Genomic DNA, 24,313 nt, shown 5'->3' with positions numbered 1-24,313 from the left:
CTTGCTCCTTCTCAGGGACGATTCCGGTCCCCAGGGGCAGAAGCGGTCGAACCACGCACCACCAGCTCCGGCATGAACACGAATTCACTGTGGGGTGCCGGGGTCCCGCCGATCTCCTCCAGCAACGTACGCACCGCGGCCTGTCCCATCGCCGGGACCGGCTTGCGGATGGTCGTGAGCGGTGGGTCGGTGAAGGCGATGAGCGGGGAGTCGTCGAAGCCGACCACCGAGATGTCCTTCGGGACCTCCAGGCCGCGCTGGCGCGCCGCCCTTATCGCACCGAGGGCCATCATGTCGCTGGCGCAGACGATCGCGGTGCAGTCACGGTCCATGAGGGCGGTCGCCGCCGCCTGACCGCCCTCCAGCGTGTACAGCGAGTGCTGGACCAGTCGCTCCTCGATGTCGGCGGGGCTCAGGCCCAGCTGCTCCTGCATCGTGCGCACAAAGCCCTCGATCTTGCGCTGCACGGGCACGAACCGCTTGGGCCCCAGGGCGAGTCCGATGTGGGTGTGCCCGAGCGAGACGAGGTGGGTGACCGCGAGGGCCATCGCCGCACGGTCGTCGGGCGAGATGAACGGCGCCTGCACCTTCGGTGAGAAGCCGTCGACGAGGACGAAGGGGACACCCTGGGCACGCAGCTGGTCGTAACGCTGCATGTCCGCCGAGGTGTCGGCATGGAGGCCGGAGACGAAGATGATCCCGGCGACCCCCCGGTCCACCAGCATCTCGGTCAGCTCGTCCTCGGTGGAGCCGCCCGGGGTCTGGGTGGCGAGGACCGGCGTGTAGCCCTGCCGGGTCAGCGCCTGGCCGATGACCTGCGCGAGGGCAGGGAATATCGGGTTCTCCAGCTCCGGGGTTATCAGGCCCACCAGGCCCTCGCTGCGCTGGCGCAGACGGACGGGGCGCTCGTAGCCCAGCACGTCGAGTGCGGCCAGGACGGACTGGCGGGTGGTCGCGGCGACGCCCGGCTTCCCGTTCAGGACGCGGCTGACAGTCGCCTCGCTGACCCCCGCCTGGGCTGCGATGTCGGCAAGCCGTGTGGTCACAGGGTTGGACTGTACCGGCCGGCCCTCCCCCTGCCCACCAACCAGACGCCGTGTGCGGGCGATTGGTCGGCCCGCTCCGGGCTGCTGCGTCATCGCGCTCCCTCGTGTTCTGGTCGGCTCGGCGTCCCGTGCGTGCGCCGCGGGAAGGGGTGGCTCCTGCAAGGCGCTGACGGGGCGATGATCCCCGTATGCGCCGTCTATGGCAAGAGCTTGCAGAGTCTTGCACAGGCGGCCCCCACTCTGCTGAGCAGCCTTTTAGCAGGGCTTATGGATCACCGGAGAGAGGTCACGGGCGGGTAACTCTCGGCAGTCCTTGCACTTTTTTGCTGCAAGGTCTTTCGCCGCGCTTTCAACGCTGTTACGTTCACGTCGCCCGGCGGACGCAACGGCGCAGTCGGCAAGTCGGCAAGGGGAGCGGGCGGGACCGCTGCCCCCACCACTCGGGCTTTCACCCTCAAGGAGATCTCATGCGGCGTGGCATAGCGGCCACTGCGCTGGTGGCGTCCCTCGCCCTCGCAGCGACGGCCTGCGGCGGCAGTGACAGCGGCAGCGACAAGTCGGACGGCCCCCTCACCATCACGTGGTGGGACACCTCCAACGCCACCAATGAGGCGCCGACGTACAAGGCCCTGGCCAAGGAGTTCGAGAAGGCCAACCCGAACATCAAGGTCAAGTACGTCAACGTGCCCTTCGACCAGGCGCAGAACAAGTTCGACACGGCCGCCGGCTCCAAGGGCGCCCCGGACATCCTGCGCTCGGAGGTCGGCTGGACCCCGGCATTCGCGAAGAAGAGCTACTTGCTGCCGCTGGACGGCACCGAGGCCCTCGCGGACCAGGCGAAGTTCCAGCCCAGCCTGATCGAGCAGGCCAAGTTCGAGGGCAAGACGTACGGTGTGCCGCTGGTCACCGACACCCTCGCCCTCGTCTACAACAAGGCGCTGTTCAAGAAGGCCGGCATCAGCGAGGCCCCGAAGACCTGGGCCGACCTGAAGACCGCCGCCGCGACGATCAAGAAGAAGACCGGCGTCGACGGCTACTGGGGCTCCACCCAGGCGTACTACGCGCAGTCCTTCCTCTACGGCGAGGGCACCGACACGGTCGACGCCACCGCCAAGAAGATCACGGTGAACTCGGCCGCCGCGCAGAAGGCGTACGGGACCTGGCAGGGTCTGTTCTCCGGCAAGGGCCTGCACAAGGCCGACACCACCGCCGACGCGTACGCCCACATCCAGGACGCGTTCGTCAACGGCAAGGTCGCCGCGATCGTCCAGGGCCCGTGGGAGATCACCAACTTCTACAAGGGCTCGGCCTTCAAGGACAAGACCAACCTCGGCATCGCCACCGTCCCGGCCGGCTCCACCGGCAAGGCGGGCGCCCCGACCGGCGGTCACAACCTCTCGGTGTACGCGGGCTCGGACAAGGCGCACCAGGAGGCCTCGCTGAAGTTCGTGAAGTTCATGACCTCGGCGAAGTCCCAGGAGACCATCGCCCTGAAGAACTCCACGCTGCCGACGCGTGACGACGCCTACACCGCCCAGGTCAAGGCCGACCCCGGCATCGCCGGCTACCAGGGCGTGCTCGCCGCCGCCCAGCCGCGCCCGGCGCTGCCCGAATACAGCTCGCTGTGGGGCCCGCTCGACACCGAGCTGCCGAAGATCGCGGGTGGCAAGGAGTCCCTGGACAAGGGCTTGAGCAACGTGGAACTCGCGATCGCCAAGCTGGTCCCGGACTTCAGCAAGTAGTCCGTGTGGCCGTCGGATCCGCCTGTCATTGGGGGGACGGATCCGGCGGCCATCGGCCTGTGCCAGCACCGACCCAGCCACTCCGTAGTGCTGTAGATCTTCCAGAAGGTGTCGAACCATGACAGTCGCCATCGACCGAGCGACCGGCAAGCGCCGCGGTGACCGAGCGCCGCGCCCCGGCCGGCTGCAGCGTCTGAAGCACTCGTACCAGAAGTACTGGTACGCGTACGCGATGATCGCCCCGGTCGTCGTCGTACTCGGCGGGTTGGTGCTCTATCCCCTGGTGCGGGGCTTCTACCTGACGTTCACGGACGCCAACAGCCTCAACTCGGCCCGCACGATCGGCGTCAACCACATCGACGCCACCTACAAGTTCATCGGGCTCGACAACTACAAAGACATCCTGTGGGGCCCGACCTCGTACGACCGCTTCTGGTCGCACTTCATCTGGACGATCGTGTGGACGGCGCTCTGTGTCGCCCTGCACTACTGCATCGGCCTCGGTCTCGCTCTGCTGCTCAACCAGAAGCTGCGCGGCCGGACCTTCTACCGCCTCATCCTGGTCCTGCCGTGGGCGGTGCCGACCTTCGTCACCGTCTTCGGCTGGCGCTTCATGCTCGCCGACGGCGGCATCATCAACTCCATGCTCGACGCGGTGCATCTGCCGTCGCCGCTGTGGCTGGAGGACACCTTCTGGCAGCGGTTCGCCGCGATCATGGTCAACACCTGGTGCGGTGTGCCGTTCATGATGGTCTCGCTGCTCGGCGGACTGCAGTCCATCGACGCCACGCTGTACGAGGCCGCCGAGATGGACGGCGCGAACGCCTGGCAGCAGTTCCGGTACGTCACCCTGCCGGGTCTGAGGTCGGTCAGCTCCACCGTCGTCCTCCTCGGCATCATCTGGACCTTCAACCAGTTCGCCGTCATCTTCCTGCTGTTCGGCAACACCGCCCCGGACGCGCAGATCCTCGTCACCTGGGCCTACTACCTGGGCTTCGGCCAACAGCCACGCGACTTCGCGCAGTCCGCGGCCTACGGCATGCTGCTGCTGGCCATCCTGATCGTCTTCACCTCCTTCTACCGCCGCTGGCTGAACCGCAATGAGCAGCAGCTCGCGATCTGAGGCAGGAGCCCCCATGAGCACCGCAACGCCCCCCGAGATCAAGGCCGACAGCCCGGCGAGCCCCCAGGCTCTCGCCTCCCTGTCGCGCGGCCCGGCCCGCCGCCGCGGCCGGCGCAGCCTCGGCGGATCCCTCGCCTCCCACGGCATCCTGATCGTCGCGAGCCTGATCGCGCTGTTCCCGATCGCCTGGCTGGTCTTCCTGTCCCTCGGTCCGGACAAGGACGACTACCTCCACCCGGGGGGCATCTGGGACAAGATGACGTTCGACAACTACTCGTTCGTGCTGCAGCACACGAGCTTCTTCGACTGGATGAAGAGCTCGCTGATCGTCTCGCTGGGCACGACGGTCGTCGGTGTGATGGTCGCCGCCACGACCGGCTACGCGGTCTCCCGCATGCGCTTCCCCGGCTACAAGAAGTTCATGTGGGTGCTCCTGGTCACCCAGATGTTCCCGATAGCCGTGCTCATCGTGCCGATGTACCAGATCCTCTCGGACCTGCAGCTCATCGACAGCTACCTCGGTCTCATCCTCGTCTACTGCTCCACCGCGGTGCCGTACAGCGCCTGGCTGCTCAAGGGCTACTTCGACACGATCCCGTTCGAGATCGACGAGGCGGGCCGCGTCGACGGGCTGACCCCCTTCGGCACCTTCGTGCGACTGATCCTGCCGCTCGCCAAGCCGGGCCTGGCGGTCGCCGCGTTCTACAACTTCATCACCGCCTTCGGTGAGGTCGCCTTCGCCTCCACGTTCATGCTGGACGACTCGAAGTACACCTTCGCCGTCGGCCTGCAGAGCTTCATCAGCGAGCACGACGCGCAGCGCAACCTGATGGCCGCCACGGCGGTGCTGGTCGCGATTCCCGTCTCCGCGTTCTTCTACCTTGTCCAGAAAAACCTGGTGACCGGCCTCACCGCGGGCGGCACGAAGGGCTGATCCGCCCCCGTCGCCCGAAGGCTCCCGCGCGCTCGACGTGCGCGGGTGGCGGCCGCGGTGCCCATCCGACCCCGCCGGCACCGCGGCCGCCTCATCCCCCCGCCCCCAGACGCAGCTATGACCCGAATTCCTCCCCCACCTCCGGCTTCGCCCGAGCGGGGGACCCCCATCGCATCAAGGACGCCATGAGCCAGCACTCCGCCGACCAGGCCCCGAACTCCGCTCTCGCCACCGTCGCCGGCCACCGCGACTGGTGGCGCGACGCGGTGATCTACCAGGTCTATCCGCGCAGCTTCGCCGACAGCAACGGCGACGGCATGGGCGACCTGGAGGGCGTACGTTCCCGACTCCCGTATCTGCGCGACCTCGGCGTGGACGCCGTGTGGCTCAGCCCCTTCTACGCCTCGCCGCAGGCCGACGCCGGCTACGACGTGGCGGACTACCGGGCCGTCGACCCCATGTTCGGCAACCTCATGGACGCCGACGCCCTCATCCGCGACGCCCACGGACTGGATCTGCGGATCATCGTCGACCTGGTGCCCAACCACTCGTCCGACCAGCACGAGTGGTTCAAGCGGGCCCTGCGCGAAGGCCCCGGTTCGCCGCTGCGGGAGCGCTACCACTTCCGTCCCGGCAAGGGGAAGAACGGTGAACTGCCGCCCAACGACTGGGAGTCCATCTTCGGCGGCCCGGCCTGGACGCGCGTGACCGAGCCGGACGGCACCCCCGGCGAGTGGTACCTGCACCTCTTCGCGCCCGAGCAGCCCGACTTCAACTGGGACCACCCGGCCGTCGGCGACGAGTTCCGCTCGATCCTGCGGTTCTGGCTCGACATGGGCGTCGACGGTTTCCGTATCGACGTGGCGCACGGCCTGGTGAAGGCGGAGGGCCTGCCGGACCTCGGCGGCCACGACCAGCTGAAACTGCTGGGCAACGATGTCATGCCGTTCTTCGACCAGGACGGTGTGCACGAGGTCTACCGGCAGTGGCGCACGATCCTCGACGAGTACTCCGGCGAGCGCATCTTCGTCGCCGAGGCGTGGACGCCCACCATCGAGCGCACCGCCAACTACGTGCGCCCCGACGAGCTGCACCAGGCCTTCAACTTCCAGTACCTGGGCACCCATTGGGACGCGGACGAACTGCGCTCCGTCGTCGACCGCACCCTCGACGCGATGCGGCCGGTGGGCGCCCCCTCCACCTGGGTGCTGTCCAACCACGACGTGACCCGGCACGCCACGCGCTTCGCCAACGAGGCCGGACTCGGCACCCAGATCCGCACCGCGGGCGACCGGGAGCTGGGGCTGCGCCGGGCCAGGGCGGCGACCCTGCTGATGCTGGCGCTGCCCGGCTCCGCCTACCTCTACCAGGGCGAGGAGCTCGGTCTGCCGGACGTCGTGGACCTGCCGGACGAGGTGCGCCAGGACCCCGCCTACTTCCGGGGCGCCGGCCAGGACGGGTTCCGTGACGGCTGCCGGGTGCCGATCCCGTGGACCCGTACCGGCTCCTCGTACGGCTTCGGCAGTGGGGGCAGCTGGCTGCCGCAGCCCGCGGAGTGGGGCGAGCTGAGCGTCGAGGCGCAGACGGGGACCGAGGGCTCGACCCTGGAGCTGTACCGCAGCGCGCTCGCCGTCCGGCGCGCGCAGGCCGACCTCGGCGCGGGCGACTCCGTCACCTGGCTGAAGGCGCCCGAGGGCGCGCTGGCCTTCCGCCGCGGGGAGTTCGTCTGCACCGCGAACACCGGGGGCGAGGCGGTGACCGTCCCGGCGTACGGCCGTGTGCTCCTCGCCAGCGGCGAGGTGACCCTGTCGCAGGACGGTGAGGCGAAGCTGCCGGCCGACACGACCGTGTGGTGGACGGCCTGACGCACGCCTGAGCGGTGCTCCGGTCCAGCGGGGACCGGAGCACCGCTGTGTGCGTCACTTCCAGGTATCGGTCACGCTGTAGCCGACACCCGAGCCGGTGCTGTTGTCGACGGAGGAGCCGGTCGCCGCGTTGTGCCAGCCGATCATGCCGGAGATCGCGGTGTTGCGGTCGAGGCAGTACCAGCCGCTCGCGCAGTTGGTGTCGGTGACGAAGCCGGCCGAGTTCGGCGGGGCCTCGTCGCTCTGGCCGAAGGTCCAGCCGGAGTAGACGGACGGGCGGCCGTAGCCGCGCGCCAGCTGGAAGATGTTGGCGAGGACTGCCGTGTCGCCGTCCTTTTGACTTGCTCCTCGGGCTGAAGCCCGAGGATTCTGGCCTGCTCGCTGGGTGCTGTGCCGCTACGCGGCACGGGCATCGGGCGGGCTTCCGTGGCTTCCTGCTTCATCGCGCTGTGCCAGAACGGGTTCTGGTCCTACCGGCGCTCCACAGGCTGATACCGCCAGTCCGGCGGCATGTTTGACGTTGATTGCGGCGTTGTGGTCGCGGTCGTGGACGCTCCCGCAGGCGGTGCAGGTCCACTCGCGTACGTCGAGGGTTTTGGGTCCGCTGTTCGCGCCGCAGGTGGAGCACACCCGGCTGGTGGGCTCGAACCGTCCGATCTTGATGAAGGCGCGCCCGTACCGGGCGGCCTTGTACGCCAGCATGTTCACGAACTTCGACCAGCCCGCGTCATGGATGCTCTTGGCCAGTCTGGTGCGCGCCAGGCCCTTGACCGCCAGATCCTCCACCGCGACCGCTTGGTTCTCGCGGATCAACTTCGTGGAGAGCTGGTGGTGGAACTCGCGGCGTGCGTCGGCGACCTGCGCGTGCGCGCGGGCCACCTTCAGGCGGGCCTTGTTGCGGTTCTTGGATCCCTTCTGTTTGCGGGACAGCTCCCGCTGGGCTTTCTTGAGCTTCTTCTCCGCCCGGCGCAGGAACCGGGGTGAGTCGATCTTCGTGCCGTCGGACAGGACCGCGAAGTGGGTGAGGCCGAGGTCGATACCGACCGAGGCGTCGTTGTCGGGCATGCGCTCCAGGTCGGTCGCCGGGTCGCTGTCGATGACGAAGCTGGCGAAGTACCGCCCGGCAGCGTCCTTGATCACGGTCACCGAGGACGGCACGGCCGGAAGGGTACGGGACCACGTCACCCGTACCTCGCCGATCTTCGGCAGGTTCAGCCGGCCCTGCGGGGTCAGGGACCAGCGTGCGTTGGCGGTGAACCGGATCGACTGCCGAGCATCCTTGCGGGACTTGAAGCGGGGCGCCCCCAGTTTCGGGCCGTTGCGCGTGCCTTTGCGGGAGGAGAAGAAGTTGCGGTAGGCGGCCTCCACGTCCCGCAGGGACTGCTGGAGGACGACCGCGGAGACCTCGCCCAGCCAGGACCGCCCGGGTGTCTGCTTGGCCTGGGTGATCAGCTTCTGGGACAGCACACCCGCCGTGGGGAAGGGCTCGCCCGCCCTTCGGGCGTCCTCGCGGGCGCGCACGGCATCGTTGTACACGACGCGGGCGCACCCGAACGCCCTGGCCAGCGCGAGGCGTTGGCCAGGTTCTGGGTACAGCCTGAAGGCGTACCGAAGCTGCATGCGGTGATCGTACGAACGAGCGCTGCCCGCTGCCAGGGGGAACGTATGAACGATCGCTACTCCCCCGGGCGGGGAGGAGTTGGCCGGCTTCGCCTGATCGGGCCCTGTGACGCTCCGCGTCGGCCGCGGCGGTCACCAGCAGTCTGGTGACTCTTCGTCGTCGTAAGGGCATCGTGGTGCGGCTCCTCTCCGGATCGGTCAACTCGCATGGGATGTATGGGGGCTGACACGTGTGGAGCGTGGGACTGCTGAAGGGGCCGCGTCAATAAGGAAGTTGAAAGTTCTTTCGACATCTTGCTGAAACTTGGTTGCAAGAGATACTTTCCGATCCCCCCACCCGCACGACGAAGTGCAGGAGCACTCACATGGCAAGGAAATCGCTTGCCGCCTCGTTCGCCCTCGCGGCGGGCCTGGCGGTCTCGGTGGCCGTTCCCCCAGGCACGGCAGCGGCCTCCCCTCCCGGCACCAAGGACGTCACCGCCGTCCTCTTCGAGTGGAAGTTCGACTCGGTCGCCAAGGAATGCACCAATACGCTGGGCCCCGCCGGTTACGGCTATGTCCAGGTGTCCCCGCCCGCCGAGCACATACAGGGCTCGCAGTGGTGGACCTCGTACCAGCCGGTGAGCTACAGGATCGCCGGCCGGCTCGGCGACGCCACCGCCTTCCGGAACATGGTGAGCACGTGCCACGCGGCGGGCGTGAAGGTCGTGGCCGACACCGTGATCAACCACATGTCGGCCGGTTCCGGCACCGGCACGGGCGGCTCTTCGTACACGAAGTACAACTACCCGGGCCTGTATTCGTCCTACGACATGGACGACTGCACGGCGACGATCAGCGACTACACCAACCGCGCCAACGTCCAGAACTGTGAACTCGTCGGGCTCGCCGACCTGGACACCGGCGAGGAGTACGTCCGCAAGACCATCGCCGGGTACATGAACACCCTGCTCGGCTACGGCGTCGACGGCTTCCGCATCGACGCGGCCAAGCACATACCGGCGGCCGACCTCGCGAACATCAAGTCCCGGCTGAGCAATCCCTCCGTGTACTGGAAGCAGGAGGTGATCTACGGCTCGGGCGAGGCCGTCCAGCCGACCGAGTACACGGGCAACGGCGACGTCCAGGAGTTCCGGTACGCGTACGACCTCAAACGGGTCTTCAACAACGAGAACCTCGCCTACCTGAAGAACTACGGCGAGGGCTGGGGGTACATGAGCACCTCGGTCGCGGGCGTCTTCGTCGACAACCACGACACCGAGCGCAACGGCTCGACGCTCAACTACAAGGACGGCGCGAACTACACCCTCGCGAACGTCTTCATGCTCGCCTACCCCTACGGCGCGCCCGACATCAACTCCGGCTACGAGTGGTCCGACGCGGACGCGGGCCCGCCCAACGGCGGTACGGTCAACGCCTGTTGGCAGGACGGCTGGAAGTGCCAGCACGCCTGGCCGGAGATCAAGTCGATGGTCGCCTTCCGCAACGCCACCCGCGGCGAGTCCATGACCAACTGGTGGGACGACGGCGCCGACGCCATCGCCTTCGGCCGCGGCAGCAAGGGCTTCGTGGCCATCAACCACGAGTCCTCCGCGCTGACCAGGACGTACACCACCTCGCTCGCCGCCGGGACGTACTGCAACGTCCAGAACAACACCAGTGTCACGGTGAACAGCTCCGGCCAGTTCACGGCGACGCTGGGCTCCAACACGGCGCTGGCGATCTACGCGGGCAAGTCCAGCTGCTGAAAGCCCTTGCCGCACATTGCAAGACTCTTGCTGTAAACCTTGCGTGAGCGATACGGTCACGCGGGCGTTCGGCACCGAGGCCGAAACGCAGCGCGGGGTCGGACCCGAATACGCCGTAATCGCTAGGAGTTCACACCTGTGGACCTGATACCGAGAGGGCCGGCGCGCCGCCGTCACAAGCTGCGCGCAGCCGTCCTCGCCGCCGCTCTGGCCGTATCGCTTGCGCAGCCCCTCGCCGCGCGGGCCGACACCCCGCCCGCACCCCCGTCCGACGCGAAGCTCGCCGCCGAGCCGTCGCGGCACGACGACACCCGCGAGCAGTTCTACTTCGTGATGCCGGACCGCTTCGCCAACGGCGACACGTCCAACGACGAGGGCGGCCTGACCGGTTCGCGCCTGTCGACCGGCTACGACCCCACCGACAAGGGCTTCTACCAGGGCGGCGACCTCAAGGGCCTGACCCGGAAGCTCGACTACATCAAGGGACTCGGCACCACCGCCATCTGGATGGCGCCGATCTTCAAGAACCAGCCCGTGCAGGGCACCGGCAAGGACGCCTCGGCCGGCTACCACGGCTACTGGATCACCGACTTCACCCAGGTCGACCCGCACTTCGGCACCAACAAGGACCTTCAGACGCTGATCTCCAAGGCCCACGCCAAGGGCATGAAGGTCTTCTTCGACGTCATCACCAACCACACGGCCGATGTCGTCGACTACGAGGAGAAGTCCTACGACTACCTCTCCAAGGGCGCCTTCCCGTATCTGACCAAGGACGGCGTGCCCTTCGACGACGCCGACTACGCGGACGGCCGCGCCTCGTTCCCGGCGGTGGACGCCGACTCCTTCCCCCGCACGCCGACCGTGCCGGCCGCGAAGAAGAACGCCAAGGTCCCGTCGTGGCTCAACGACCCGACGATGTACCACAACCGCGGTGACTCCACCTTCGCCGGCGAGAGCTCCACGAACGGCGACTTCTCCGGCCTCGACGACCTGTGGACCGAGCGTCCCGAGGTCGTCAGCGGGATGGAGAAGATCTACGAGAAGTGGGTCGGGGACTTCGGTATCGACGGCTTCCGGATCGACACCGTGAAGCACGTCGACATGGAGTTCTGGACACAGTGGGCGACCGCCCTCGACAAGTACGCGGCCCAGCACGGGCGCAAGGACTTCTTCATGTTCGGCGAGGTCTACTCCGCCGACACGGCGATCACGTCGCCGTACGTGACCCAGGGCCGCCTCGACGCCACGCTCGACTTCCCCTTCCAGGACGCGGCACGCTCGTACGCCTCCCAGGGCGGCAGCGCCAAGAAGCTCGCGGCGGTCTTCGGTGACGACTACACGTACACGACGGACAAGGCCAACGCGTACGAGCAGGTCACCTTCCTCGGCAACCACGACATGGGCCGCATCGGGTACTTCCTGAACCAGGACAACCCGAAGGCGACCGACGCCGAGCTGCTGAAGAAGGACCGGCTCGCCAACGAGCTGATGTTCCTCAGCCGCGGCAACCCCGTCGTCTACTACGGCGACGAGCAGGGCTTCACCGGCTCCGGCGGCGACAAGGACGCCCGGCAGACGATGTTCGCCTCCAAGGTCGCCGACTACCTCGACGACGACGAGATCGGCACCGACCGCACGCACGCGAGCGACGCCTACGACACGAGTGCACCGCTCTACAAGGAGATCGCCGCTCTCTCCAAGCTCCGCAAGGACAACCCGGCCCTCGCGGACGGCGTCCAGACGGAGCGCTACGCGGCGGACGGTGCGGGCGTGTACGCCTTCTCCCGTACGGACGCGCGCACCGGCACCGAGTACGTGGTCGCGGTGAACAACGCCGACGAGGCGAAAACGGCCACGTTCGCGACCGGCTCGGCGACCATGAAGTTCCATGGGATCCACGGGACGTCGTCCACCGCGACGAGTGACGCCGACACGAAGCTGACGGTCACCGTCCCGGCCGGTTCGGCGATCGTCCTCAAGGCGGCGGGCAGACTCGGCGTCCCGGCCGCGAAGCCGTCGCTGACCCTGAAGGCCCCGGCCGAGGGAGCCACTGGCACCGTCGAACCGAGCGCCGACGTCGCCGGCGGTCAGCTCAACCGTGTCGTCTTCGCCGCCCAGGTCGGCAACGGAAAGTGGCGGACCCTCGGCTCCGCCGACCACGCCCCGTACAAGGTCACCCAGGTCATCGGCAAGGACGTACCGGCCGGAACCGCCCTGCGCTACAAGGCGGTGGTGATCGACTCGGCCGGGCGCACGGCGAGCGCGACAGCCACCTCGACGACCGGCACCCCGCCCGCCGAAGAGGTCCCGACGGCCTCCTCGCGCGACTACGCGATCGTCCACTACCAGCGCACCGACGGCGACTACACCGACTGGCGGCTCTACGCCTGGGGCGACCTCGCCGACGGTGAGTCGACGACCTGGCCCGCGGGCCACGACTTCATCGGCCGCGACGCCTACGGGGCCTTCGCCTACGTGAAGTTGAAGCCGGGCGCCTCCAGTGTCGGCTTCCTCGTCATCGACAAGGACGGCAACAAGGACGTCTCCGCCGACCGGACGATCGACGTCACCAAGACCGGCGAGGTCTGGGTCGAGCAGGGCAAGGAGGCCGTACAGACCCAGCGGCCCGACTACCCGGCGCAGGACAAGACCAAGGCCGTCATCCACTACCACCGCGCCGACGGCGACTACACCGGCTGGGGACTGCACGTCTGGACGGGCGCCGCGACGCCCACGGACTGGTCGAAGCCCCTGGAGCCGGTGAAGACCGACGCCTATGGCGCCGTCTTCGAGGTGCCACTCGCCGAGGGCGCCACCAGCCTCAGCTACATCGTCCACAAGGGCGACGAGAAGGACCTCTCCACCGACCAGTCGCTCGACCTCTCGGCGGCCGGCTACGAGGTGTGGCTGTTGAACGGCCAGGAGAAGTACCTGCTCCCGCAGCCCGCGGGCAGCGCTGCCGCGCTCGATCCGACCACCTCCAAGGCGGTCTGGATCGACAAGGACACGGTCGCCTGGAACGGCTCCGACGCGGCCGTCTCCACCCAGCTCCGCTACTCCCACGACGGCTCGATCGCCGTCAAGGACGGAACGCTGACCAGCGACGACGAGCGCTGGCTGCGGCTGACCAGGACCAGCCTCACCGACGCCCAGAAGGAGAAGTTCCCGCACCTGAAGTCGTACACCGCCTGGTCCGTCGACCCGCGCGACCGCGACCGGGTGCGCGAGGCACTGAGCGGTCAGGTCGTCGCCTCGCAACTGGCCGCCAACGGCGCGGTACTGGCGGCCACGGGCGTCCAGATCGCCGGCGTCCTGGACGACCTCTACGACGCGACGAAGGCGAAGCTCGGCCCGACCTTCCACAACGGCCGTCCCACGCTGTCCGTCTGGGCGCCCACCGCGCAATCGGTGAGCCTGGACCTCGACGGCTCCACGGTCGCGATGAAGCGGAACGCCACCACCGGGCTCTGGTCCGTCACCGGCACGAAGTCCTGGACGAACAAGCCCTACCGGTATGTCGTGAAGGTGTGGGCGCCGACCGTCCAGAAGCTCGTCACCAACAAGGTCACCGACCCGTACTCGGTCGCCCTGACCGCCGACTCGAAGCGCAGCCTGGTCGTCGACCTCGACGCCAAGTCCCTCGCCCCGCACGGCTGGTCGAACCTGAAGAAGCCCAAGGCCGTGGCGCTGAAGGACGCCCAGATCCAGGAGCTGCACATCCGGGACTTCTCGGTGGCGGACAAGACCGTTCCCGCGAAGGACGAGGGCACCTACCTCGCCTTCACCGACAAGGACAGCGACGGCTCCCGGCACCTGAGGCAGCTGGCCAAGTCCGGTACGTCGTACGTGCACCTGCTGCCCGCGTTCGACATCGCGACGATCCCCGAGAAGAAGGCCGACCGGACGACCACCGACTGCGACCTCGCCTCGTACGCGGCCGACTCCGAGAAGCAGCAGGAGTGCGTCTCCAAGGCCGCCGCGAAGGACGCGTACAACTGGGGCTACGACCCGTACCACTACACGGTGCCGGAAGGCTCGTACGCGACCGACCCCGACGGCACCGGGCGCACGGTCGAGTTCCGCGAGATGGTCAAGTCGCTGAACGAGGACGGTCTGCGGGTCGTCATGGACGTGGTCTACAACCACACCGCGGCGAGCGGCCAGGCCGACACGAGCGTGCTCGACAAGGTGGTGCCCGGCTACTACCAGCGCCTTCTTGCCGACGGCAGTGTGGCCACCTCCACCTGCTGCGCCAACACCGCGACCGAGAACGCCATGATGGGCAAGCTGGTCGTGGACTCGATCGTCACCTGGGCCAAGGAGTACAAGGTCGACGGCTTCCGATTCGACCTCATGGGCCACCACCCCAAGGCCAACATCCTGGCGGTCAGGAAGGCCCTCGACGCGCTGACGCTCGACAAGGACGGCGTCGACGGCAAGAAGATCATCCTGTACGGCGAGGGCTGGAACTTCGGCGAGGTCGCCGACGACGCCCGCTTCGTGCAGGCCACCCAGAAGAACATGGCGGGGACCGGGATCGCGACCTTCTCCGACCGGGCGCGCGACGCCGTACGCGGAGGCGGCCCGTTCGACAGCGACCCGGGCATCCAGGGCTTCGCGTCCGGCCTCTACACCGACCCCAACTCCTCGACCGCCAACGGAACATCGGCGGAGCAGAAGGCGAGGCTCCTGCACTACCAGGACCTCATCAAGGTCGGCCTGACCGGCAACCTCGCGAAGTATCACTTCACCGACTCCGACGGCAAGGAGGTCAAGGGCTCCGAGGTCGACTACAACGGCCAGCCCGCCGGCTATGCGGACGCGCCCGGTGACGCTCTCGCGTACGCCGACGCGCACGACAACGAGTCGCTGTACGACGCGCTCACCTACAAGCTGCCCGCCGCGACGAGCGCGGGCGACCGGGCCCGGATGCAGGTCCTCGCCATGGCGACGGCCACCCTCTCGCAGGGCCCGTCCCTGTCGCAGGCCGGCTCCGATCTGCTGCGCTCCAAGTCGCTCGACCGCAACTCGTACGACAGCGGCGACTGGTTCAACGCCATCCACTGGAACTGCCAGGACGGCAACGGCTTCGGGCGGGGGCTGCCGATGGCGGCCGACAACAAGTCCAAGTGGCCTTACGCCACACCGCTGTTGACCTCGGTCACGGTGGGCTGCGACCAGATCGAGGGCGCCTCGGCCGCGTACCAGGAACTGCTGAAGATCCGTTCGACCGAGAGTGTCTTCGGGCTCGGCACGGCCGACCAGGTGCAGTCGAAGCTCTCCTTCCCCCTGTCGGGGAAGAACGAGATACCCGGGGTGATCACGATGGAGCTCGGCGACCTGGTCGTCGTCTTCAACGCGACGCCCCAGAAGCAGGAGCAGACGATCGGAGCCCTGGCCGGGACGGCGTACGCGCTGCATCCGGTGCAGGCGTCGGGCGCGGACTCTACCGTCAAGTCCTCGTCCTACGCGGAGAAATCCGGCACCTTCGCCGTTCCGGGTCGTACGGTCGCGGTTTTCACCCGGACCCCGTGAGGGCGCACTAGCTTGGTGGGGGTAGGTCCGGACACCCCGGACCGCCCCCACCACCCGTGCCCCGAGGGTCTGTGCGTATGGACGGCAACGACACCGAGTCCACCGTGATGCTGGTCGACGACACGGCGGCCAACCGCTATGCGCTGGGCGCGTTGCTCAGCCGCGCCGGGCACAGCGTCATTCCCGTGGCCAGCGCGGGTGAGGCGCTCGTCGAACTCGACGAACGGCTGCGCGCGGGCGTCCTGCCCGACCTGGCACTGGTGGACGTCGGGCTCCCGGACATGAACGGCTTCGAGCTGTGCCGCAGGCTCAAGGCGCAGCCGCCCACGGCCGCCCTGCCCGTGGTGCACTTCTCCGCCGTGTCCGCGGGTCCCGCAGACCGCTGCCGGGGTCTGGACGCGGGCGGCGAGGCCTACTTGGCGGTGCCCGCGGAACCCGAGGAGATCCAGGCGGTCGTACGGGCCGCGGTGCGCGCAGCCAGGATGCGCACGGGCGCCGAGACGCTGGTACGACGGCTGACACTGCTGTCGGAGACGATCGCGTCCGTGCAGACGGCGCGCTGCATGAGGGAACTCGCCGACGCCGCGGCCGAGGGCACCGCCCGGCTCACCGGCTCGCCCGCCGCCGTGTTCGTCCTGGCCGAGGACGGCGAGCTGTACCGCGGAATGTCCCGGAACAGGGTGCGGGCGGCGCTGCCGGACCGCGGCGCGCACGAGGCCGTGGCCCGGCTGATCCGGCACGCCACGGCCGGGCACACCGGAGTGCGCCGTACCGTCGTACCCGCCCCTCTGTGGCCCGGGGGCTTCTTCCGGCCCGGCGTGTCCGAGGACGCGCGCCTCGTGCTGGCCCGGACCCAGGACGGCAGGACACCGGTGTGCCTCGCCACGCCCGCGCGCGCCGATCGCGACGCGGCGCCGGAGGCCGACACCCTGGTGGCCCGGCTCGCCCGTGCCACCGCGCTGGCGGCCGAGCCGCTGCTCATGTACCAGGCCGAACGCCATGTCGCGCTGACCCTCCAACACAGCTTCCTGCCCCAGGAGTTGCCCGCGATGCCGGGCGTCGAGCTCGTGGTCCGCTATGTGCCCGCCTCCCGGCAGGCCGAGATCGGCGGCGACTTCTATGCGGCCCTGCGCACCTCGGCCGGGGTGCTCACCGCGGTCGGCGACGTCGTCGGTCACTCCCTCGAGGCGGCCACCGTGATGGTCGAGATCCGGCACGCGCTGCGCGCCTACTGCGTCGAGGACTGCGACCCCGGGGTACTGGCCCGGCGGCTCGACCGGATGCTGCAGGAGTACCACCCCGACGCCACGGCCACGGTCTGTGTGGCCCTCGTCGATCCGGCGAGCGGGCGGGCCCGGATCGCCAACGCGGGCCACCTCCCGCCGCTGATCGTGGGCGACGACGGCACGGCCGACTACGTCGAGGCCCACGGCCCGCTGCTCGGCCTCGGCCTGGACCGCCCGCCGCCCACCGAAGTCGCCCTGGCGCCCACGGACCGGCTCCTCATGGTCACCGACGGTCTCATCGAGACCCGCGGCACGGACCTGGAGGTCTCCCTGGAGCAGCTCCGCACCGCCGGGGCCGCCGCCCCGCCCGGCACGGCCGCCCTCTGCGACACCCTGCTGGACTGCTTCGGCCGGGACAGGGAGGACGACATCGCCCTGCTGGCGCTGCGGTTAGGGTGATCGGGAGACCCCGAGAACAGGAGTTCCCATGCCGCAGATCACCGTCGAGTTCTCCTCGGAGCTCGACCACGTCGACTGGCGCGGCTTCGCGCTCGAGCTGCACCCCGTGATCGTGGAGACCGCGGCCGCGCGGCTGGAGGCGTGCAAGACGCGGACCCTGCGGACCGAGGACGACGTGGTGGGAGCGGAGGTGGACGGGCAGGCGATCGTCAACGTCACGATCGCCCTGCTCGCCGGCCGCACCGACGAGACCAAGGCGCGGCTCACGGAGTCCGCGTTGGAGCTGCTGCGCAAGTTCATCGAGCCCGCCGACGGGCTCGCGCTGCATGTGTCCGCCGAGGTCCGCGATCTCGACCCGTCGTACCGCAAGTACGAGCACTAGGCCCTGTCGTCAAATTCCCGTCTGCCCCGCGACGCCATGCACGCACTCTCGCCGCACCGGGCACAGACCCAAGTACATCCAGTACGAGGGCCTGTGCCCGGCACGCCGAGAGCACGCACCTGACGCCGCAGGGCCCGCCCTCCGGGCGGACGACGGGAATGTGACGACAGGACCTAGCGGCTACACCGCCGGTGGCGACGCCAGTGCGACGAGCCGGACGACGAGGTCGCTGAACGGCCCCTCGCCCGGCTCGTCCTTGAGCCCTTGGCGCAGCACCTCGGCCATCTCCTGGTCGTAGGCGGCGCTCACCGCCGCCAGTGCCGCGAAGTCGTGCACGAGCTGCACCTCCAGCTCGGCGCGCGGAATCCGCCGCCCGTCCAGCCAGATCAGCGCCGTCGACTCGACGAGCGAGATCCAGGAGCGGATCACCAGCTCCAGGCGGGCGGGAGGGTCCTCGATCTTGAGATGCGAGAGCATCTGGAGGTATGCGGCCTGCCGTACGCCGTCGACCAGCGCGTTGGTGGTGGACGAGCCGACGGCCGGGCCGCCCCGCATCAGTGCGGCGAAACCGGGCCCGTGGTCGTCCACGAAGTCGAAGAACCGGCGCATCACCCGCAGCAGCCGCGCCCCCAGCGGGCCTTCCGGGGGCTCCACGAAGCGGCTCGCGAGATCGTCCGACGCGCGCTGCAAGGCCGCCTCGTACAGGCTGATTTTGCCGGGAAAGTAGTGGTAGACCAACGGCCGCGAGATGCCCGCGGCCGAGGCTATTTCGTCGATGGAGACCTCGTCGGGCGAGCGTCGGCTGAACAGTTCGAGGGCGACGCCGATCAACTGCTGCCGCCGCTCGTCGACACCCATCCTGCGGCGTACCCCGGTTGTCATAAGAACACCTTACCGATCGGATCCGGCCCGGAACGGGCCGGTCCGGCCACGGGTGTTCACATGTCCAACACAATTCGCTCACCGCGTGCCCGCGAAACGCAGATCAGCATCGAGTCGGCACGCTCCGCATCCGTCAGCAGCTCGTCCCGGTGCTCGATCTCCCCTTCCAGCACCCGCTGCTGGCAGGTTCCGCAGAATCCCTGCTCACAGGAGTAGACGGTGCCCGGCAACTCCGCGCGTACGGCGGCGAGCACGGTGGAGTCGGCGGGAACGGTCACCGTGCGTCCGCTGCGGCGCAGTTCGACCTCGAACGCGCCGTTGCCCTCGCTCGACGTATGGGGTGAAAAACGCTCCACGTGGAGTGTCGCCGAGTCCGGGACACGGTCCCCGACCGCCTCCATCAGCCCTTCCGGACCACAGCAGTAGACCGCCGTGCCCTCGGGAACGTCCGCCAACAGCGCGTCGAGGTCCGGCCGTCCGTCCTCGTCCTCGGCGACGACGGTGGCCGTGCCGCCGGGAAGCTTCTCGATCTCCTCCAGGAACGGCATCGAGTCCCTCGTGCGCCCGCCGTACAACAGCCGCCAGTCCGCGCCGTTCTGCTGGGCGGCTCGCAGCATCGGCAGGATCGGCGTGATCCCGATGCCGCCGGCCACGAAGACGTACGCGGGAGCGTCCACCAGGGCGAACCGATTGCGCGGCCCGCGCACCTCGACCTCCATGCCCTCCCGGAGCTGCTCGTGGACCTCGCGCGAGCCGCCCCGCCCGTCCTCGACCAGCCGGGTCGCGACGGTGTACGACGAGGTGTCCTCCGGGTCCCCGCACAGCGAGTACTGCCGTACGAGCCCCGACGGCAGCACCAGATCGAGATGCGCGCCCGGCTCCCAGCCCGGCAGGTCCCGCCCCTCCAGGCGCAGTTGTACGACCCCGGCGGCGACCCGCTCGTGCCGGGTGACCAGCAGGCGCAGTGCCCGGGAACGCGGCCGGCCGGAGATGGGGTTCTCCAGCGCGGGCAGCGGCCACAGCGGTGAGGCCTCGATCCGGCGGCGCATGGCGCGCCGGACGAGCAGGGCCGCACCGGCGACGGCCACGACGGTCCGCAGCCGGGGCATCAGGCCACCCTCCGGTCCGCCGCCGTCGCCGCGGGGGACGAGGCGAGATAGGCGAGGGCCTGCTCGGTCGACCCTTCCTGGGACGGGTGGTAGGCGCGGCTGAGATAGCGGGGGATCGACTTGAGCATGTCCCCGGTCGCAGGCAGCACGCCCTGCTTCCCGCTCACGTAGAAGTCCTTGAAGCGCGCCCTGCCCGCCGCCAGCGTCGGGTCGTTCTCCATGAAGAACCGCGCTCCGCGCTGCCACAGGAAGACCAGCGCCGTGAACGCGGTCGCCCAGGTCCGCGCGCGCCGTCGGTAGCTTCCGTCGACGTGCATGAACAGCTCGAACGCCACGGACCGGTGCTCGACCTCCTCCGCGCCGTGCCAGCGCAGCAGGTCCAGCATGGTCGGGTCGGCGCCGCGCCGGTCCAACTCCTCGGCGTTCAGCACCCAGTTGCCGAGGAAGGCGGTGTAGTGCTCGATGGCCGCGATGATGGCGACCCGCTCCATCAGCCACCACTTGCGGGCCTTGCCCGGCGGCAGCGTGCGGTCGCCGAGCAGCTTCTCGAAGAACCAGTCGACCTGGGCGGTGTACGGCGTCGGGTCCAGGCCGAGTTCCTTGAGGTGGGGGAGTACCTCGTCGTGCGCCTGCGAGTGCATGGCCTCCTGGCCGATGAATCCGATGACGTCCTCGCGCAGCCGCTCGTCCCGGATGTAGGGCAGCACCTGCTTGTACACATGCACGAACCAGCGCTCACCGGCCGGCAGCAGCAGATGCAGCACATTGATGGTGTGCGTGGCGAAGGGATCCCCCGGCACCCAGTGCAGCGGCGTGTCCTCCCAGGAGAACGACACCTTCCGCGCCTTGAGCGCCACCCGCTCGGACTCGACCGGCCGGGGCAGCCGGGTCTGCTTGTTAGACATACCGTCAATGTACTGACGAGTAAGTCCGTGGGGAACCCTTGTGCAGAGACGGACTCGGAGCGCGCCGTGAGGGGCAAGGGGACGCCCACGGGGGACGGACGCAGAGGTGGACGCAGCGACGGACGCAGCAGTGGACGCAGCGCCGCACGCGGAGGCGGGAGGCATGGACGGACCAATGGATTCCGTACAACCAAATCCACGACACACGGGTCACCTACGCGCCAACCCGCACGAACACAACGGGAGACCCTTCGGTGCACCTGCCCCTCAGACGTGTCCTTGCCTGCGCCGCAACGGCCGCCCTGGCCGCCGGCGGCCTCGCGGCGACCTCCGCCCACGCCGCCGCGGCGGCGCCCGCCAAGCGGCTCGTGGACGACTTCAACGGCGACGGCTACGGCGACGTCGTCCTCAACCTGCCCTTCCACTCACCGCTGACGCGCAACAAGAGCGGCGCGGTCATGGTGCTCTACGGCTCGGCGAGCGGCCTCAGCAGCAGCCATCGCAAGCTGATCACCCAGAACACCGCCGGAGTGCCCGGCACCGCCGAGTCCACGGACTGGTTCGGCCACGCCACCACGACCGGCGACTTCGACGGCGACGGCTATGCCGACCTGGCTGTCTCGGCGTACGGCGAGGACTACAGCGCCGGCGGCACCTCCTGGTCCAACGTCGGTCAGGTGACGATGATCTGGGGCGGACCGGACGGCCTGACGTACCACGGCGCCACCACGGTCGAGCTCGGCACCCCCGCGGTCCAGAGCCTGCTGGCCGGCCAGGACCTCGCGTCCGGCGACTTCAACGGCGACGGCAAGCGGGACCTGGCCGTCGGCTACGGCCACGGGGGCGAGGCCGGATCGGTGCTCTTCGGCCCGATCGACCGCACCGGCACGCCCGCCTCCCGCAAGCCGCTGGGGCTCACCGGCCTGCCCTCCTCCGCGGACGTCATGCTGGCCCCGGGCGACCTGACCGGTGACGGCGTCACCGACCTGCTGGTGTCCTGGGACACCATGACGCTGGGCAACACGGACAAGATCCACGTACTGCGCGGCGGCGTCGACGGATTCACGGACATCGGGTACCTGAAGAACTCCTCCGGCGCGCAGCTGTACCACCGTCAGGGCGAGCGCCTGGTCACCGGCGACATCGACAAGGACGGGCACGACGACGTGATCGTCCCGCAGCCGTTCATGGTGGACCACAAGGGCGAGTTCCTCGTCGTCTACGGCGGTGCGAACGGCCAGGACCCGACCCGTAAGCCGCTGCACATCGACCAGGACACGCCCGGTGTACCCGACACGAACTCCGACGCGGGCGTCGACAACTTCGGCGCGCAGCTCGCCGTCGCCGACGTCAACGGGGACGGCTACCCGGACGTGATCGCCGCCAGTCCCAACGAGAACCACAGCCATCTCACCGACGCCGGCAAGGTGACAGTGCTGCCCGGCGGCCCCGATGGTGTGACCGGGCGCGGCGCGACCGCGTTCACGCAGAACACCTCGGGCGTGCCGGGTTCCGCCCTTCAGTACGGCGGCTTCGGGGCGGGCATCAAGGCCACCGACGTCAACGGCGACGGCCGCACCGACACGCTGATCGGCGTCAACGGGGTCGACGCGACCGGGATCAGCGCGCACACCGGCGGCCTGTGGATGCTCCCGGGCAGTGCCACGGGCACCACGGCCACCGGGTCCAAGGCCTTCTCCCCGACCGGCCTCGGCCTGCCGGGGGATGCCGACCTGTACCTGGGCCAGTCCTTCAACCGCTGACGGGCCACCGGGCCCGAGGGGACGCGCCTACCGCAGCGCGCCGATCGACCTGCCGTCGCTCAGCGTCCCCTTGAGGCCCGCCTGTACGCCCTGCTTGGTCCGTACGGCCAGCAGGTTGCCCTGGGACGCCCCGCGCGCCCCGCCCGTCGCCCGGATCGCGTCGGTGTCCTGGCTGCCCGCCGCCAGCAGGTACCAGGACCCCGCCGCCGACTTCCACAGCACCCCGGCCAGTACGTGGGGATCGCGCGAGCCGCACGCGGGGGAGTTCTCGGCCTTCGCGGCGACCGCCCCGTACGCGCTGCCCGGGGTGTGGAACTGGGCGAGCACCCGTGTGCCGCCGCCCCGCCAGGTGTCGGCCCGGGTGCAGACCCACTCCGCGCTGCCGCTCGCGTCGGGCAGCGGCTGCTCGGCGTACTGCCAGGCGTTCACCGACCGCACGCCCTGTGAGCGTACGGAGGCGAGGGAGCAGGCGAAGGGCGACCAGCTGCGCAGGGCCTCGGCGCCGGACGTCTCGTGGGGTGCCGAGGGGCGGCCCGCGGTGAGGTGGGCCGGGGTCAGTTCGCCGAGGTCGGTCATCAGATGAGTGCCCGATTCGTCCTTCAGCTGGAGCACGTTCCACGAGGTGCAGGAGCCGGTCTGCTGGGCCGGGCCGGCCAGCGGGGAGGTGACGCCGTCGGCCGAGAGGGTGAGGTCCATCGCTCCGGAGGACGGCTTCAGCAGATCCCGCTCCGCGGCCTTGGTCACCCAAGGAGCCGTCAGATAGCGGACGTTGCTGTCGGCCCGGTCCAGGACCACCGCGTCCGCCTCGGCCCCGGCCGCCCCGTCGACGCGCGCGAAGTCGAAGGCCGCCCCGCTCGTGCCGTCCTTCGGTTCGGCGTATCGCGCGATGCGCAGACCGTCGTAGAGGAGCACCACACGTGCCTGGTCGATGTCGCCCGCGTACAGCAGCTGCGGCGGTCCGGGCGGGGCGCCCGACGGGGTGCCGGGCGTCGCCGAGACCTGCACGGCCTCACCGGGCCGTGCCCATACGGCGAGGGCACGGCGCAGCAGTGCGGTGTCCTGGACGAGATTCCCGCGGGCCGGCCACACGGAGAAGTCGGTGCGCGCGGACGACTCCCAGGCCGTACCGGCCACCCTCGTCAACTTCGCCGGGTTCAGGGCGGCTTCGGCTGCCGGATTCCGCGCGTACGAGGGTGCCGCGGCGCCGTCCGGGCCCCACCCGTCGCCGGGCAGGCCGAGCAGCGCGCCGCATACGGCCACGGCCGCGCCGGCGGCGAGCGCGGCCTTCATGTGCTGCCTGCGCCGCATCAGGTCGGTGGGCCGGGCGTGCAGGGAACAGGGGTCGAACTCCGGGGAGTTGAGGAGGGCGTCGCGTGGCTCGACACCACTGGCCTCGACGAGCGCCGCACGCGGGTCCTCGACCCCCGCCGCCGTCAGGACCTTCCCCGTGTCGTCGTCGGACAGCTTCTCCAGACCACGCAGCACATACGCGGCTCGGGCGGGCGCGGAGAGCGCGGACAGCCGCTGGTCCAGGGCGAGCTCGTCGGCACCGCCGGAGCGCGGGAAGAGCCTGAGACCCCACACCTGAGGTAGCAGCGGCGGCAGCTGGGACCGCTTGGGCCACGCCCGCCGCCTCAGCGGCAGGCCCGCCTCCAGGGCCGTACGCACCACGTGGAGCCGTACGAAGGCGTAGCCCGGGTCGCCGTCGCGGCCGCCGCCCGTCTGCTGGGCCGGGATGACCGACGCGTCACCCGACGTGCGGCCCCGGGGCAGCGCGCGCTGGGTGAGGGCGTGTGCGGTCAGCACCCGGCGGTTGCGGCCGAGGCTCGGCGGCAGCACCAGATAGGCGAGCCGGACGAGCCGCGGATAGTGCTCGACGAGCGCGGCCTCGGCCTGCTCGACGTCTACGACGGGTCCTGAAGGGCGTGCGGGGCGCGGGGCTACATCCTGTGACTGCACGTTCAGCAAAAC

General features: G+C 69.4%; 16 protein-coding genes. 10 read left to right on the top strand and 6 right to left on the bottom strand.

Going from position 1 to position 24,313, the window contains the following annotated elements:
• Positions 1–11 precede the first annotated feature (11 nt).
• Complete coding sequence (locus tag IEY95_RS36765; RefSeq protein WP_189190535.1) at positions 12–1,046, bottom strand: LacI family DNA-binding transcriptional regulator; 1,035 nt, start codon at positions 1,044–1,046, stop codon at positions 12–14.
• A 467-nt stretch (positions 1,047–1,513) separates the two neighbouring features.
• Between IEY95_RS36765 and IEY95_RS36760 the strand changes: the two genes are divergently transcribed.
• From IEY95_RS36760 to IEY95_RS50260, 5 genes are all read left to right on the top strand, one after another.
• On the top strand, positions 1,514–2,788 hold the full coding sequence (locus IEY95_RS36760) for an extracellular solute-binding protein (protein ID WP_189190534.1): 1,275 nt from the start codon (positions 1,514–1,516) through the stop codon (positions 2,786–2,788).
• A 118-nt stretch (positions 2,789–2,906) separates the two neighbouring features.
• Positions 2,907–3,911 carry a carbohydrate ABC transporter permease gene (locus IEY95_RS36755; protein ID WP_189190533.1) on the top strand — a complete coding sequence of 335 codons (1,005 nt, stop codon included), beginning with the start codon at positions 2,907–2,909 and terminating at the stop codon, positions 3,909–3,911.
• Between the two features lie 13 nt (positions 3,912–3,924).
• Positions 3,925–4,845, top strand: coding sequence for a sugar ABC transporter permease (locus IEY95_RS36750; RefSeq protein ID WP_189190532.1), 921 nt, complete (start codon positions 3,925–3,927; stop codon positions 4,843–4,845).
• A 185-nt stretch (positions 4,846–5,030) separates the two neighbouring features.
• Positions 5,031–6,710 (top strand): glycoside hydrolase family 13 protein, encoded by a 1,680-nt coding sequence (locus IEY95_RS36745; RefSeq protein WP_189190531.1) that lies wholly within the window; start codon positions 5,031–5,033, stop codon positions 6,708–6,710.
• 145 nt (positions 6,711–6,855) lie between these two features.
• A complete protein-coding gene (locus tag IEY95_RS50260) occupies positions 6,856–6,978 on the top strand; it encodes a hypothetical protein (RefSeq protein WP_268240538.1) in 123 nt (40 codons plus the stop codon).
• Positions 6,979–7,106: 128 nt separating this feature from the next.
• On the opposite strand, the gene IEY95_RS36740 is transcribed toward IEY95_RS50260, so the two are convergent.
• Positions 7,107–8,330 (bottom strand): RNA-guided endonuclease InsQ/TnpB family protein, encoded by a 1,224-nt coding sequence (locus IEY95_RS36740; protein WP_189190530.1) that lies wholly within the window; start codon positions 8,328–8,330, stop codon positions 7,107–7,109.
• Positions 8,331–8,695: 365 nt separating this feature from the next.
• On the opposite strand from IEY95_RS36740, the gene IEY95_RS36735 reads away from it, so the two are divergent.
• The 4 genes from IEY95_RS36735 (at position 8,696) to IEY95_RS36720 (ending at position 17,683) form a co-directional block, all read left to right on the top strand.
• Positions 8,696–10,078, top strand: coding sequence for an alpha-amylase (locus IEY95_RS36735; protein ID WP_189190529.1), 1,383 nt, complete (start codon positions 8,696–8,698; stop codon positions 10,076–10,078).
• A 144-nt stretch (positions 10,079–10,222) separates the two neighbouring features.
• Positions 10,223–15,616, top strand: coding sequence for a pullulanase-type alpha-1,6-glucosidase (pulA, locus tag IEY95_RS36730; protein ID WP_189190620.1), 5,394 nt, complete (start codon positions 10,223–10,225; stop codon positions 15,614–15,616).
• A gap of 77 nt (positions 15,617–15,693) precedes the next feature.
• Complete coding sequence (locus tag IEY95_RS36725; protein WP_189190528.1) at positions 15,694–17,301, top strand: fused response regulator/phosphatase; 1,608 nt, start codon at positions 15,694–15,696, stop codon at positions 17,299–17,301.
• 28 nt (positions 17,302–17,329) lie between these two features.
• The gene (locus tag IEY95_RS36720) at positions 17,330–17,683 is read left to right on the top strand and encodes a 5-carboxymethyl-2-hydroxymuconate Delta-isomerase (protein WP_189190527.1); all 354 of its coding nucleotides are present in this window, start codon (positions 17,330–17,332) and stop codon (positions 17,681–17,683) included.
• Between the two features lie 180 nt (positions 17,684–17,863).
• Here IEY95_RS36720 and IEY95_RS36715 read toward each other — a convergent pair whose 3' ends face one another.
• Genes IEY95_RS36715 through IEY95_RS36705 form a run of 3 tightly spaced genes read right to left on the bottom strand, consistent with a single transcriptional unit; the run spans position 17,864 to position 20,579 of the window.
• The gene (locus tag IEY95_RS36715) at positions 17,864–18,565 is read right to left on the bottom strand and encodes a TetR/AcrR family transcriptional regulator (RefSeq protein WP_189190526.1); all 702 of its coding nucleotides are present in this window, start codon (positions 18,563–18,565) and stop codon (positions 17,864–17,866) included.
• 56 nt (positions 18,566–18,621) lie between these two features.
• Positions 18,622–19,674, bottom strand: coding sequence for a PDR/VanB family oxidoreductase (locus tag IEY95_RS36710; protein WP_189190525.1), 1,053 nt, complete (start codon positions 19,672–19,674; stop codon positions 18,622–18,624).
• Positions 19,674–20,579, bottom strand: a complete 906-nt coding sequence (locus IEY95_RS36705; RefSeq protein ID WP_189190524.1) for a metal-dependent hydrolase — start codon at positions 20,577–20,579, stop codon at positions 19,674–19,676. The genes IEY95_RS36710 and IEY95_RS36705 overlap by 1 nt, the downstream gene beginning before the upstream one ends.
• A 254-nt stretch (positions 20,580–20,833) precedes the next feature.
• Between IEY95_RS36705 and IEY95_RS36700 the strand changes: the two genes are divergently transcribed.
• On the top strand, positions 20,834–22,342 hold the full coding sequence (locus IEY95_RS36700; protein WP_189190523.1) for an FG-GAP-like repeat-containing protein: 1,509 nt from the start codon (positions 20,834–20,836) through the stop codon (positions 22,340–22,342).
• A 27-nt stretch (positions 22,343–22,369) separates the two neighbouring features.
• Here the strand turns inward: IEY95_RS36700 and IEY95_RS36695 are convergent, their stop codons facing one another.
• Positions 22,370–24,301 (bottom strand): hypothetical protein, encoded by a 1,932-nt coding sequence (locus IEY95_RS36695; RefSeq protein WP_189190522.1) that lies wholly within the window; start codon positions 24,299–24,301, stop codon positions 22,370–22,372.
• Positions 24,302–24,313: the final 12 nt, after the last annotated feature.

Origin of the sequence: Streptomyces albiflavescens, from assembly GCF_014645835.1 — a bacterium.
Taxonomy (GTDB): domain Bacteria; phylum Actinomycetota; class Actinomycetes; order Streptomycetales; family Streptomycetaceae; genus Streptomyces; species Streptomyces albiflavescens.
This window is presented reverse-complemented; position numbering and strand designations above follow the sequence as displayed.

Bases quoted from the DNA above. Each gene is read 5' to 3' on its own strand.
- IEY95_RS36760 (WP_189190534.1), top strand. From the start codon at position 1,514: ATGCGGCGTGGCATAGCGGCCACTGCGCTGGTGGCGTCCCTCGCCCTC.
- IEY95_RS36755 (WP_189190533.1), top strand. From the start codon at position 2,907: ATGACAGTCGCCATCGACCGAGCGACCGGCAAGCGCCGCGGTGACCGA.
- IEY95_RS36750 (WP_189190532.1), top strand. From the start codon at position 3,925: ATGAGCACCGCAACGCCCCCCGAGATCAAGGCCGACAGCCCGGCGAGC.
- IEY95_RS36745 (WP_189190531.1), top strand. From the start codon at position 5,031: ATGAGCCAGCACTCCGCCGACCAGGCCCCGAACTCCGCTCTCGCCACC.
- IEY95_RS50260 (WP_268240538.1), top strand. From the start codon at position 6,856: ATGCCGGAGATCGCGGTGTTGCGGTCGAGGCAGTACCAGCCGCTCGCG.
- IEY95_RS36740 (WP_189190530.1), bottom strand. From the start codon at position 8,330: ATGCAGCTTCGGTACGCCTTCAGGCTGTACCCAGAACCTGGCCAACGC.
- IEY95_RS36735 (WP_189190529.1), top strand. From the start codon at position 8,696: ATGGCAAGGAAATCGCTTGCCGCCTCGTTCGCCCTCGCGGCGGGCCTG.
- IEY95_RS36725 (WP_189190528.1), top strand. From the start codon at position 15,694: ATGGACGGCAACGACACCGAGTCCACCGTGATGCTGGTCGACGACACG.
- IEY95_RS36720 (WP_189190527.1), top strand. From the start codon at position 17,330: ATGCCGCAGATCACCGTCGAGTTCTCCTCGGAGCTCGACCACGTCGAC.
- IEY95_RS36715 (WP_189190526.1), bottom strand. From the start codon at position 18,565: ATGACAACCGGGGTACGCCGCAGGATGGGTGTCGACGAGCGGCGGCAG.
- IEY95_RS36710 (WP_189190525.1), bottom strand. From the start codon at position 19,674: ATGCCCCGGCTGCGGACCGTCGTGGCCGTCGCCGGTGCGGCCCTGCTC.
- IEY95_RS36705 (WP_189190524.1), bottom strand. From the start codon at position 20,579: ATGTCTAACAAGCAGACCCGGCTGCCCCGGCCGGTCGAGTCCGAGCGG.